Genomic DNA, 12,494 nt, shown 5'->3' on the forward strand with positions numbered 1-12,494 from the left:
TGAATAAATGTAAAAAACGCCACGAACAGGATTCTTTAGGCGTTTTGCTTACGTTTACTGTTGGGTTCGTAGTTTCCTGTAAACCCATACTCCACCACTCAGTTCTTTCGTGACTTTTCCATTGGCTTCTAAATAATCCAAATGACCGATTATTTCTGACATAACGAGTGAAAACTGCTCATAGTACCTATCCTTATAAAATGTAAGGGCAATATCACTCGCGGTTCGCGGTTCTTGCTCAAGCTCACTTTCTATTTTACTTGCCTTCCTACTAATGCCTCTTAACCTCTTTTCAACTAGCATCCTATGGTCATAGATGATATCCCCATGACCTGGATACAAAACGTTAGCATGAATAGAAGCACATTTCTTAAGTGATTGCTCATGTTCTAAAACAGTTTTTATTCGATTTCCACTTTCATCAGGCTCTACTAGAGCATTGCTCGAGATATGATTAAGAAGAAGATCGCCTCCAAAGATCACCTTTTGACCATGATCATAATAAATCATGTGATCTGGAGAATGACCAGGTGTTTCTAATGGTTCCAGCGAAGTGAAAGTTTGCTTACCTATAGGAATGACATCTGATTTGAGCCTCTTCTCCTCATGCGATGCCATAGCCGCTCCCAACTTCTTGATTTGAACATCCCCTTCTACCCCACAACCCATCTCTTTATATAGTTTGTTGAAGAACTCCATTCTCATTTCAAAAAAATCACGATCCCGCTTCAGACGACAAATCGCCTTTTCAGGCACATATACCGGAATATTGCGACTGGAAACAATCCGATCAACTAATCCTACATGGTCTTCATGATTATGGGTAATGATAATTTGATCTAGATCTTCTAAACTAAAGCCATGATGATGCAATGCCTCGTTTAAATAATCCCAACACTTTGATGAATTCACACCAGCATCTATTAACGATAATGATCCCTCATCTTTCATTATATAAAAATTAAATGACTTCAAACTCGAACGCGTCGGTACGATAATCGGAAAAACTTCCATTAAAATTCACTCCATAATTCTTGGTGGGTCGAAGGGACAGGTACCTCGACCCACTTAATAACAACACGACAGTTTTCGCAGCTTATCAAACAAGCGTTTGTTTGACCCACTAACTTCATGATACACAAGGAAAAACCCCTCAATCAAACGATTGATTGAGGGGTTGTCGAATCATGTTCTGTAGTCGAATGTCCCCTTTGATCTCCAGCTATAAATAGTTTTATATGTTCGTGTTTGGATGTCTAATTTTATGAACGAAAGTATACAAACTAACGCCAACAATTGCCCCAGAACTATCTATTAGCACATCATTTATTTGTGCACCTCGACCAGGAACGAATAGCTGATGAACTTCATCTGAAGAAGCGTACAAAACACAGATCAGTAAGGCGAATCCAATCTCCTTTTTACGAATCCGATTCTTTCTTAAAGCATTCAATACGAGTAAACCGAGAATGAAATAAGCAAAGAAATGAGCGTTCTTTCTAACAATGTGATTAAAGGCTTCCAGGTCAAAATCTTGCACAGGAGTGACACCTTCAATGAATTGAACAATCATTTCTGTTAATCCAGTACTCATAGCATTAGAGGCTGTTGCTGGTTGGTGTGATAGGTAGAAGATTAATGACATCCAAAGAAACACAAACGACCAGGAAAGTATTTTGTTCATTTATTTGGTCCTTTTCTCTTCATATTATTGTCTCGTTCATTATATCAGTAAGCACCCAATAAAGGATAGAGAGCTAACATGAATTGAAAGCTCCCCCTAGTATCCACTTCATGAATGCTCGTTGTTGATGAATATAAAGGAACCTACCGTAAATGGGTCAAGGGACCTGTCCCCCCGACCCACTCCTTCGAATTCGCTGAATCACGCTTTTCGATATTCCACTCACCCGAGATAGTTGCCCATTCGTGACTCCCTCCAATTCCTTCAACTCAGCCAATACTGCGTTCCTATCCACCCTGTCCATTTGCTGCAATGAACTCACATTCTTAACACCCAACTCGCTCAAATATTTTCTAACTACATGATCATCCACTCTTACATTCACATATGAATCATCCATACATTGATCATCATTTGATTGTTTCATGTGCTCAATAAACAGCTTCATCGATTCCTCACGATTTACCGAATAAAAACCAATTGCTTTATCGACATCTACTATATTCGTCTCATGAAGATACTCCCCCATACTCGTCCACTCACATTCAAATACATCTTTCTCGATGCCAGCCTTCACGGGGTTCTGGTGGATATATCGAAGTACAGTTAAAAAATAAGCAGAATCCTCTACACATTCACTTTTATACCTAGCCTGGAAAAGGTGCCCGCACCGATCATACTTCATGTTGTACCAATAAACGTAGCTAGAGCTGATCCGCTTAATGGTATCTGAAATAGGCTCCTCCATCTCTTTCAACAGCAAATGAATATGGTTATTCATCAAACAATAGCTATATAGCTTAAAGTGACAAATGTCTTTATATTTTTTGAGCGTTTTGACAAACCTCTTCTTATCCTCTGCATCCTCAAAAATGGTTTGCCTATTAATCCCTCTTAAAATAACATGATAAATTCCGCTACTACTCTTTCGTCTGGCCCTTCTTGGCATTCATATATCACCTCAAAACTGTACATAGTTAACTTCTTGAATAAGGGGGTTCTTTCGATAAAATGGAGCTTTAAAATTTGATGGGTTTTTGATGTGAAAGGTTATTAATGTGGATTGAATGTAGGGAAAAGTTAAAGTTGAAAAGATTCGTGGTATAACTATGTATTCTACAAAAAGAAAAAAATCCTTTAAAAAGTTTCGTGTAAGTGGGTCGAGGGACCTGTCCCCCTGACCCAGTAATAATATGGAGCAATTAGGCAAAGATATTTATTAAAACCATGTATATAAAGGAGCGATGGATTTTGAATATCAGACATATCATTGCTATTTCTTCTAAGTTCTTAATTGCATTCTGTTTATGTTTAGCAACTTTAACACCTTTCTTTGGCGTTTCCATAATCAATGCACTTTGGGTGTCTATATTGATTACAGCAATCGGCTATCCGATTGGAGATTTATATGTTTTGAAGAAGCTCGGTAATTTCTTTGCGACAGCGATTGATTTTGGATTTGTTTTCATCGTCCTATGGCTATTTGCTGAACCTATTGTAGATACGCCATACAATCGGTTGCTTGGAGCTGGCATTGCATCTTTAGTAATTGCTGTTTCCGAATTCGTCTATCACATGTTTATCGAAATTACCAATCCATTACATCCTTCGAAAGCCGATATCAAGGGACATGGATATGCAGTTGAAGTTGGAGAGGAATTTGCACCAGCGGGTGATAAGTTGATTAATGAAAGCGATGAGGATAAATAACAGCCCCCTCCCTCCATACGTTAGTGACTCTTACCATCTTCTCATCGTGGGTCGAGGGACCTGTCCCCACGACCCACTTTAAAGTTTTTTGGTTTGTTCCGATATAATAAAGGTTGGGACGAACAGTTTTTTACATAGAGAACAATTTGTGAGGGGATTATGCATGGATAAAGTGTTACAAGAAAGGTTGTTATCTTCTGAAGATAGGGTTATTTGTAAACTTCTGAAGATCTCAAAGGCTAAAATGTATGAAATGATGGACTCGGGGGAATTTCTACCTTATGCAATTGAAGTCTACAATCAATTAGATCAATCAAAGCAATCATCGTGGGCAAGAAAACTATTGAAGGAAAATAAAGAAAAACAAGTAGGAAGCACATTACATAGAATTGAAGTTTAATTTAAAACTTGAGGGTAAAAGCACTCTATTCAATAATCCACGGAAAAACTTTTCCGTGGATTTCCCATTCCATTTTACAGGTAATTACAATTTGATGTCGAATTTACTTTAGGTATATATATAAATTGGAAGGAATGGTAAATGGATGGTGTTGAGTAAACTACGGTTTGGAATATTGATGATGTTAGTACTTTTAATCGCGGTATCCCCGCTTTCACCCACTGTTAATGCACAGTCGGTAGAAGTAACCAAGCTTGACTATGTTGCGTTAGGTGATTCTTTAGCTGCTGGAGTTAACCATCAAGATCAATTAGGGATGGGGTACAGTGATTTTCTTGCTTTGCAAATGAAACAGACATTGGTTCTCGGTGATTACTCTAAGCAATATGCATATCCTGGTTACACGTCGGCAGAAGTCTTAGCTGACCTCAAAAATAATGTATTTAAACCTAACATGGATGGAAGTCCAGACACAGATGGCATTCAAAAACAAATAATGGAAGCCGAAGTTGTCACCTTGAATGCTGGAGCAAATGATCTTTTGGCTGTCATAGACATTGATCCAAAAACTGGTGTCGTATCATATGATGAAGTTGCATTTGCAAAAGCGATTTCACAAGTCGGAGTAAACATCGGCTCAACAGTCGGTCTTATCAAAACCTTGAATCCAAATGCAGATGTATATGTGATGGGGTATTATAACTCATTCCCCTATCTACCAGACACGGAACAACCGAAGCTATTAGCAGCTTTAGACAATTTGAACAAATCGATTCAAACAGCTGCAGTTTCAACTGGTGCAACATACGTTCCGACAGCCGATGCATTTAATCCAAACGGGAAAACCTACTTGCCAAATCCAAAAAACATCCATCCAAATGAAGCGGGTTATCTCGTCCTAGCAAATGCCTTCTGGCGTGCGATGGAAGTAAAGGATTCACAAGATTTCTCTGATGTAAATGATCAAATGTATTCTTACGATGCCATTCAAACCCTTGTCCAAAAAGGAATCATTATTGGGTATGGTAATGGTAAATTCGGTCCAGAAGATTCCGTTCGACGGGATCATGCAGCACAAATGTTAACGAGAAGTATCGTATACAATCCTAATGTACCACCAGCGTCATTTAGTGATTTGTTACCTACCAATCCAGCGTTTGCAGAGATATCTGTCCTCTCGCATTACAAAGTATTAAATGGTTACCATAATGGCACTTTCCGCCCTACTATAGAGTTGAACCGTGCAGAGATGGCAAAAATCATCGTGACAGCATTCAATTTGAAAGGAACCGGAAAACAATACTTCGATGACAATACGGTTGAAGAATACTGGGCATATGATTACATTAACATTTTAGCTGAAAATGGCATTACAATTGGAGTAGGTAACAATCGCTATCATCCTGAATATCAGGTACAACGTGAAGAATTCGCTACCTTTATCTACCGAGCTCTGCAAAAGCAAACGACAAACTAAACGGGTCCTTCTGTAGCTGATAAACCGGGAGCCTTTCCGATTTATCAGCTTTTTTATCATAAGAAAATGGAGGAAAAAAATTGACGAAACGAAAGAAAATACTTATCCCGACAATTATTTTAATTACAACATTTATAATACTAATTAATTGGTTTTACCCTTACTCAGCTCTGAGTATGACTAAATCTATACCGTTTACACCTAATTCTATTGTAGTCGAGCATTATAAAGAAGAGCTAACCACTTTTAAGAAAAAGTATGAAGAACAAGTTCAATCTGACGACGACGTAAACGTAAACCGTACGACTGACAGGATCCAATATCTGCTCCAAATGTTTGAGCAAGATTGGCTATTAAAAAAAGAATCGACAAAAATGACCAAATCAAAATTAGAAACCATTCACTTTGAGGTGAAAGAAGCAAAACAAATTTTAATTGAATTGGCATTTAAAGAATCTTACGATCAAGACTCCAAAACGTTACTCAGAACACTCTTAGAAAGTACATTGTACATAGAAGAAAACATCCTTTACATCATTAATAGTGATAATCACTCAAGAGCAGAAAGCAAGAACCTACTCGGAAATCTCCATATGAGTTTCGTTGCTAATTTCGATCACCTTACAACCTTCTATGATCGATATTTAGAACATGATCAAAATAACAATTAGCATAAGAAAGGATATGAACAGATAAATATGAAATTAAAGATTATCCTCATCATTACTTTACTTTTCTCTAACTTAATAACCGCATACTTATGGTTGAACGATAAAGATGAAGTTGCCTTTATTAATGTCTTACTAGAAGGTGAGTCTGAACATTGGACAATTGAGGATTACCACGTAATCTATTCCCCTGATTTGATGAGTAAAGGAGATGGAACACTTACATATAAAAATGAAGAAAAAATGTATGGATACTAGACTACACACTTGAATTGTATGATCATAACGGTAGAAATTATAGTACAGTCACAGGATCTACGTTTCGGATGAAAGGTACGATTGGTGCTATTGGCTCAAAAGTGGCAGGTGGTAAAAAGATTACCGTACCGACTATTAATGACGTAGAAGCATCTTATGCACTCGTTAGATGGGGTAAAAAGGAAGAGCGAATAGATCTGAAATTGAAGAATTCACGAAAGTAATGAGTGGCCAACTACTAAAAAAAAATGACCCCAGAACGAATTTGGGGTCAATCTTTGGGCTTTGAGTTTTCAGTTTAAGTTTAATCATAATACCCTGTATTATTGGAAGCAAAATACCAGTTTTCTTCCCCTTCTATTTTTTCAAAGTGGCAACTATCCAAATAACTAAATTCTCTATTGGTTGGTGGCTCTCCTGTAGAGGTATACAAAAACCCTTCAATTAATCCAGGACCAAAAACAGGTGAATCAACCCATTGGAAAAATACAAAGTGCCTTTCTTCACTATACATCCTTGCATGAAGAATATCGTCAACATTTGCTTTACTAAATTGTGGAGGTGTATGGTAAAATGCAAAACCACCTTCACCCTCCTTCTTAATTTCCCCTTCATTCAACATCCTGACGACCTCTTCACGATCCTCTTTATACAATTTAAAATTAGCAGTTTCATTGTTCGGGTTTAAATAAACACCGTATAAAAACAGAGAGACAATCACAAAAATAGAAAGAATGGATAGAATGATTGCGGTACGTTTCTTCAAATACATATACCCCCACTATATATTTTTCCTTCAACTTACATTTAGTTCAACTATAGTGTTCGTCAAAATGGGTCGAGGGACCTGTCCCTTCGACCCACTTATTTAAATTTCTTAATCAGGTTTCCGAAAATGATGTCATCTGAGATTCTGTATTGCTGTTGGGCTTCTTCGTAGATTGAGCTGCACTCCTTGATGTCGATCTTCTTGCCAGTTTCAAACTCATAGCATGTTCCGTTACTGAAGATGCCATCCTTAGCTTGTTGGTACCATACCTTGCCATTCGTGACACTTCCTGTTCTCAGTGCAACCAAACGATTTCCTTCCAGGAATAGGTCCTTACCCATAAAATATTTATCGTTCGTTTCATGCCCTAACATATGCAGAAGTGTTGGGGCTAAATGAAGCTGTCCTCCAGTCTTCTCATACGTACCTGCTAGCTGATCTTCAGGTAAGTGGATGACAAGTGGAACCTGATCGTATTCTTTATATAATTCAAATTCATTCTTATCACCGGTAACGAATGTTTCTGAATTCGTCCCCTGTTCCATCACTTTTGCGTCATGATCACCATAGAACACGACTACGGAGTTCTCCCACAAACCTTTTTGTTTCAGTTCCTCGACAAAGACTTTAATCGACTGATCCACATAATGCACCGAGTGAAGATAGTTTTCAAGAAGTTCGTTTTCCACATTGTCTAAATTAAGTACCTTATGTTTTTTTGGCATAGGATACGGATGATGGCTCGTTAACGAAATCATGAATGAATAAAAGGGCTTGTCTGCTGGCATCATATCAACCGTTTGACGGAAAAAGTCTTCATCTGAAGCGCCCCATCCAATCGTCTCCTCAGGCTGATAATCTTCCTTCGAGTAAAATTGATCGTATTCTAGTGAACTGTACATGGAATTCCGGTTCCAAAAGCTCCCTTTAAATGCATGATGGGCTGTAGCTTGATATCCATCATCCTTTAGCACTTTTGAAATACTGTCATATTCATTCGCACTGTATCGAATAAAGGCTGAACCAGTAGCTAAAGGATATAGTGATGTATTCACAAGTAGGTCCGCATCAGACGTCCTTCCTTGTGCAGCTTGATGATAAAAGTTTGGAAAATACGCACTATCTTTAATCAGCTCATTTAAATAAGGCGTGATCTCTTGTCCTTCTACTTCACGATTGATGACGAAATCCTGAATGGCTTCCAGCTGTACAACAATCAGATTTTTCCCTTCTGCTATACCAAATGTTTCTGGACTCGTTTTCCCGGTATTGGTTGAGAACCACTCGTCAATTTCATTTGCCCGTTCTTTTGAGACTCTTTTTTTATGTAGAACATAGTCTTCGAAATTTCGCTTCATATCAAAGAAATGATAGCCGTAAATGCCCGTAAACTTATAAATACTTTCACTTGCGATCATCTTCTCAAGAATCTTCTTCCCACCATATTGGTAGAAGACGTGTAAAGGCTGCTGGACACAGAACCAGCCAATCACGAAGGCGAGAATCCCAGCAACAATTGCCCGCTTTTTCTCAGCAAACCACTTCTTCTTCCATATGAAAATGAAGAGAGGAATCGTTAGGAATACATCCACCCAAAATAAGATGTCTTTCAACTGTATAAGGCTGATGATGCTGTCTGTCAGATTTCCGACTTGCCCTGCTTGTAAAAGTAAAGCAACGGATATGAAGCCATCGAAGTATCGGTAATGGATGACATCGGCAAACAAGACAAATGAAACCAATGCATTTAAAATAATTAAAATATAAATTCGTTTCCGCCTTGTAAAGAAGAGTGTCCAAAACGAAAGTAATAATATGTATCCTAGACTAATCATCAACAATCCACTACGGATGGTGTTAAAGCTACCTCCACCAAAGATAAATGCAAATAGGTTCTTTATGTACCCCCATACGCCATACTCATAAAAGACTGTACCTGTAAGATCGGCTAACAGATACGTCTTGAACATCAGCAATAGGACGAATAAGAAATAGTCAGAGTAAAAAAACAACCTTTCTCTGAACCAATTTATTTTAAAAATCCATCTATCTCTCATGAACCCACGTTCCCCTTATGTTAAAATTTACAAACTCTTAGTAAACTTAGCATAAAATTTATAATAGTAAAACCATACAAAAAGCCTACAATCCAAATAGACCAAGATTCATAGGGATAGTTCTCTTGGTACGACGACAAGGTACCTGTCCCCTTGTCCCTTAGTTCTGCTTCAATGAGAGGATTGAATTGTTCGTCGTTTTCACTTCTCGCCTCAATGTTAATGCCTCCCACAAATCGGCATCGTCAATAGATGAAAACTCGTTTAAATCAGCGATCGTCCTTACTAACTGTATAAGCTTAATCTGCACTCGATTATTTAGCCCGACTATTACAATTCCTCTAGGTATTAAGAAAGATGGCCCCTGAACAATTCCGAAGTCATCTTATAGCTGCCTATTTCTTTTATTTAACTGTTTATTTTCAAGGGTACAGTTCACTAACCAATAACACGTCTTATAATACTTCAAATAGTTTTCCGAAAACTTCCAAACGATTAATTAACAATATCCCTTATTCTCCCTCACTATGAGATTGGGTATAAGTCACTCTTATTAGTTTAGGTTTTTTTTGATCGGATACATCAGTACCGTTCGGAATTGCTGATCAAGGTCATCTATTTTAAAGTGATGTTAAAAGAAAAATGAGCTTCTAGAATCGCTTCTAAAAAACATTTGTTATACGGGAAAACATTTACGTTCTCCCGTAAAGAGCGTTTTTGAAAATAACTACTTTTTCACTGGTCTCATACCATCCCCATGCTTTACATAGTTTCTACTTGAATTGATCACCCAAATGCTTAAATATAGATACGCAATAACTCCAGTTAGTGAGTATAATGCGATTGCGAGAACATCGTTATCAAATAAATAAAACCCAATGGCTAAACCTAAAATATTTAAGATCATACTAATAATTTCAAATAACAAAAAACGCCCCTGCAAATTCATCACAGGTATTGCAACAGAGCTTGGGAGATTTATAAACATAAAAAATAGCCATAAAGCTAACCATCTTGCATATTCTCCTGCTACCACCCACTCTGTTCCAAACACAAACCCGAAAAGCTGAGGTCCATAGGCCACGACGATTCCAAATGGTATGATGCCGACAACTGCAATAAGTAAGGTAGATTTACAAATCAAACGAGTTAGATTTTCCCCATTATTCGCTGCCTCTGCAATTCGAGGATAAAACACATCAGTTACTGATTTACCTATAAGTCTTATTGGCATATCGAGTACAGTTTTTCCTATATTATAAAATCCTGCTGAGGCAGGACCAAAGAAAACTGATAACAATAAAACAGGTAAGCTCCTAGAAACAGCATTAATTAATACTTGTGGTGCTCTATAAAGTGGAAAGTCTTTGTATTTTTTTGCTAATTTCTTAAGTTCTTTTGATTCTAATGAGTCAGAAACTTCTTTCTTTAGAAAAATAGTTGTACCTCTGATTAACATAAATGTGTGCAAAGCGTTACCAATTGTTGAAATAAATACAAGTACTGTCACTACAGGAGCAAACCATCCTATACCGACCTTTGCACTGTTTAAAATTAAAGCATTAAAGAATGCTACTTTGGCAGTAATTCTAAATTGTTTGGTGCGAAATAACCATTGTTGCGCAATTTGTAGGAAGGCTGAGAACAACATTACCAAAGGTATTAGATATAAAAATGGTGCTATTACTTCTATTTGAAGAAATTTAACTATTGGGTTATTAAAAACGAATAATACTATGGCTGTAAATAGCGCAAAAAACACAGAAATAAATAGTGAGATGCGAATTAATCCTTTTGCATCACCTTCACTTTTAGGTAGTACAATAGCAATTGGGTAGGTCAATGCTGCTATAGGCGAAACAATGCCCACCAAGGCCATAAACACACCTAGTACCCCAAATGCTTCCGCACCATAAAGACGAGTTAAAACGGGTGCAAAAGCCATAGTGACAACTTGGGCCGCAGCTGTGCCAGTAGCAACTATCACTACATTGCGTACTAATGGTCTTTTACTTAGTTTTTTAAGTTTACTTTTCATTCCATGCTCCTTATTGCAACTCTCACAAAAAAATATTTGAAATAAAGACTATATTAACGATAAATCTAATATTAATTTGGTTACAACTAAGTTGAATTGTCAAACAAAATACTATTATAATTATCTGATTAATCAGCAGTGTTTTTTATTCTTTTAAGTGTTGCCTAACAACTCTTTCCATATATATATTTCTAATATATATTCGTCTATAATATTTTTTTCACCATATACTCTGGTGTTAATAGTTCAGAAATTCCATAATCTACAGTTTTTAGTTGGTTTCTTGCTTTTACGATAGCATCTTTAATTGATTTTTCCTCATTTTCACATAATATAAATCTATTGAATTTCTTAAAATATTCTCTTAACTCGTCTTTAAACTCACTGTCCAAAATAACTATAATCGGTTTCTGATAGCTGGTACAATAATAGATCTTACCAGGAATCTGAGTGCCATTTCTATTACAAATACAAACTAATATATCAGAGTTTTCTTCCATTTCAACAACTTCCTTATAAGATACCATCCCATCAACAGATATATTTTTTGTGTTGCTTAATGTTAGATCCGATGATCCACAAATATTTAATTTAATATCATTACATTCTCTTACAGTGTTATATAAGGGAATGATGTTACGTATTCTTGAGTGGAATGCCCCAAAATATCCCATGGTAATATGCTGATCCTTTTTTATAACTTTATTTTTATTTAAAAGCTGCTGCTCATTGGCATATGCTTGAGAAGCATATGTCATTTTATAAGCCTGTTTTGGAAATGTTTCTTTTTGCGTATTTAATGTTATAGGTGATGCATACACCACTTTATTGGCTTTTACGATTAATCTATTTTCATAATATTTTACTAAACTGTTTCTCCAGTCACTTTTTCTAGTTATATCATTTAAAAATGGGTCGCCCCAATATTGAATCCATTTAGCTTTACAGCCCTTATTTTCCGTGAAGATTCTTTCAACTAACAGGTGCGATGACTTAGGGTCTGAAGCAGAAATAATAATATCATACTCATTATAATCAATATTAACTTTTGAAACTTGTTTAACATTAACTTTTTGGGCATCAAAAATAAATGTATTGTCATATACAGCTTTTATTATACTTCTGCCCTTTTTTAATATGTAAATTAGTGGATTTTTATTTTCATTTAGTTTTGGAGACGTTCCACTAGATTTATTTTTTTTGGCCATGAGCATCTCATATTTAGAATCCATATCTATATAATATCTGTTTTTAATTAAAAAATTTATATCGTTCATCGTATTATCGTAGCTAATTGTACTTTGATTTGGTGTTAAAGTCATAATATCCACATCATGCCCTAAGGCAAATAACCCTTTTACAATTCCTTTATTTTGAATAGTTGCAGATGTATTGTTTTCAAATGCAACCATTGACACAAATAGTACTTTCAT

Annotated in this window: 14 protein-coding genes; 6 read left to right on the forward strand and 8 right to left on the reverse strand. The window is 36.4% G+C overall.

Annotation, left to right across the window (positions count from 1 at the left end; translation table 11 throughout):
* Positions 1-54: 54 nt before the first annotated feature.
* The 3 genes from L2716_RS13800 to L2716_RS13810 all read right to left on the reverse strand — a co-directional run bounded on the left by L2716_RS13800 (position 55) and on the right by L2716_RS13810 (position 2,633).
* Positions 55-1,014 carry an MBL fold metallo-hydrolase gene (locus L2716_RS13800; protein WP_236336899.1) on the reverse strand — a complete coding sequence of 320 codons (960 nt, stop codon included), beginning with the start codon at positions 1,012-1,014 and terminating at the stop codon, positions 55-57.
* Between the two features lie 220 nt (positions 1,015-1,234).
* Positions 1,235-1,684, reverse strand: coding sequence for a VanZ family protein (locus L2716_RS13805; RefSeq protein WP_236336901.1), 450 nt, complete (start codon positions 1,682-1,684; stop codon positions 1,235-1,237).
* 157 nt (positions 1,685-1,841) lie between these two features.
* Positions 1,842-2,633: a transposase gene (locus L2716_RS13810; RefSeq protein ID WP_236336903.1), complete on the reverse strand. Its 792-nt coding sequence runs from the start codon at positions 2,631-2,633 to the stop codon at positions 1,842-1,844.
* Positions 2,634-2,935: 302 nt separating this feature from the next.
* Here L2716_RS13810 and L2716_RS13815 point away from each other — a divergent pair, with 302 nt between their 5' ends.
* The 6 genes from L2716_RS13815 (at position 2,936) to L2716_RS13840 (ending at position 6,421) form a co-directional block, all read left to right on the forward strand.
* Positions 2,936-3,394 carry a DUF2512 family protein gene (locus tag L2716_RS13815; RefSeq protein ID WP_236336906.1) on the forward strand — a complete coding sequence of 153 codons (459 nt, stop codon included), beginning with the start codon at positions 2,936-2,938 and terminating at the stop codon, positions 3,392-3,394.
* A gap of 163 nt (positions 3,395-3,557) precedes the next feature.
* Positions 3,558-3,794: a hypothetical protein gene (locus tag L2716_RS13820; RefSeq protein WP_236336916.1), complete on the forward strand. Its 237-nt coding sequence runs from the start codon at positions 3,558-3,560 to the stop codon at positions 3,792-3,794.
* Positions 3,795-3,972: 178 nt separating this feature from the next.
* A complete protein-coding gene (locus L2716_RS13825; RefSeq protein WP_236336918.1) occupies positions 3,973-5,271 on the forward strand; it encodes an S-layer homology domain-containing protein in 1,299 nt (432 codons plus the stop codon).
* An 80-nt stretch (positions 5,272-5,351) separates the two neighbouring features.
* Complete coding sequence (locus L2716_RS13830; protein WP_236336921.1) at positions 5,352-5,942, forward strand: hypothetical protein; 591 nt, start codon at positions 5,352-5,354, stop codon at positions 5,940-5,942.
* Between the two features lie 27 nt (positions 5,943-5,969).
* Positions 5,970-6,197, forward strand: coding sequence for a hypothetical protein (locus tag L2716_RS13835; protein WP_236336931.1), 228 nt, complete (start codon positions 5,970-5,972; stop codon positions 6,195-6,197).
* Between the two features lie 14 nt (positions 6,198-6,211).
* Positions 6,212-6,421: a hypothetical protein gene (locus L2716_RS13840; RefSeq protein ID WP_236336934.1), complete on the forward strand. Its 210-nt coding sequence runs from the start codon at positions 6,212-6,214 to the stop codon at positions 6,419-6,421.
* 80 nt (positions 6,422-6,501) lie between these two features.
* Here L2716_RS13840 and L2716_RS13845 read toward each other — a convergent pair whose 3' ends face one another.
* From L2716_RS13845 to L2716_RS13865, 5 genes are all read right to left on the reverse strand, one after another.
* Positions 6,502-6,963, reverse strand: coding sequence for a hypothetical protein (locus L2716_RS13845; RefSeq protein WP_236336936.1), 462 nt, complete (start codon positions 6,961-6,963; stop codon positions 6,502-6,504).
* Between the two features lie 98 nt (positions 6,964-7,061).
* The gene (locus L2716_RS13850; RefSeq protein WP_236336939.1) at positions 7,062-9,023 is read right to left on the reverse strand and encodes an LTA synthase family protein; all 1,962 of its coding nucleotides are present in this window, start codon (positions 9,021-9,023) and stop codon (positions 7,062-7,064) included.
* A 160-nt stretch (positions 9,024-9,183) separates the two neighbouring features.
* On the reverse strand, positions 9,184-9,333 hold the full coding sequence (locus L2716_RS13855; RefSeq protein WP_236336941.1) for a hypothetical protein: 150 nt from the start codon (positions 9,331-9,333) through the stop codon (positions 9,184-9,186).
* A 417-nt stretch (positions 9,334-9,750) separates the two neighbouring features.
* Positions 9,751-11,061, reverse strand: coding sequence for an oligosaccharide flippase family protein (locus L2716_RS13860; RefSeq protein ID WP_236336959.1), 1,311 nt, complete (start codon positions 11,059-11,061; stop codon positions 9,751-9,753).
* Between the two features lie 206 nt (positions 11,062-11,267).
* Positions 11,268-12,494 (reverse strand): hypothetical protein, encoded by a 1,227-nt coding sequence (locus L2716_RS13865; RefSeq protein WP_236336961.1) that lies wholly within the window; start codon positions 12,492-12,494, stop codon positions 11,268-11,270.

It is taken from the genome of Pseudalkalibacillus berkeleyi, assembly GCF_021608225.1.
Lineage (GTDB): Bacteria > Bacillota > Bacilli > Bacillales > Fictibacillaceae > Pseudalkalibacillus > Pseudalkalibacillus berkeleyi.

What these genes read in the sequence shown, in the direction of transcription:
- L2716_RS13800 (WP_236336899.1), bottom strand. Translation starts at nt 1,014, where the DNA reads ATGGAAGTTTTTCCGATTATCGTACCGACGCGTTCGAGTTTGAAGTCA.
- L2716_RS13825 (WP_236336918.1), top strand. Translation starts at nt 3,973, where the DNA reads ATGATGTTAGTACTTTTAATCGCGGTATCCCCGCTTTCACCCACTGTT.
- L2716_RS13865 (WP_236336961.1), bottom strand. Translation starts at nt 12,494, where the DNA reads ATGAAAGTACTATTTGTGTCAATGGTTGCATTTGAAAACAATACATCT.
- L2716_RS13820 (WP_236336916.1), top strand. Translation starts at nt 3,558, where the DNA reads ATGGATAAAGTGTTACAAGAAAGGTTGTTATCTTCTGAAGATAGGGTT.
- L2716_RS13850 (WP_236336939.1), bottom strand. Translation starts at nt 9,023, where the DNA reads ATGAGAGATAGATGGATTTTTAAAATAAATTGGTTCAGAGAAAGGTTG.
- L2716_RS13810 (WP_236336903.1), bottom strand. Translation starts at nt 2,633, where the DNA reads ATGCCAAGAAGGGCCAGACGAAAGAGTAGTAGCGGAATTTATCATGTT.
- L2716_RS13835 (WP_236336931.1), top strand. Translation starts at nt 5,970, where the DNA reads ATGAAATTAAAGATTATCCTCATCATTACTTTACTTTTCTCTAACTTA.
- L2716_RS13860 (WP_236336959.1), bottom strand. Translation starts at nt 11,061, where the DNA reads ATGAAAAGTAAACTTAAAAAACTAAGTAAAAGACCATTAGTACGCAAT.
- L2716_RS13805 (WP_236336901.1), bottom strand. Translation starts at nt 1,684, where the DNA reads ATGAACAAAATACTTTCCTGGTCGTTTGTGTTTCTTTGGATGTCATTA.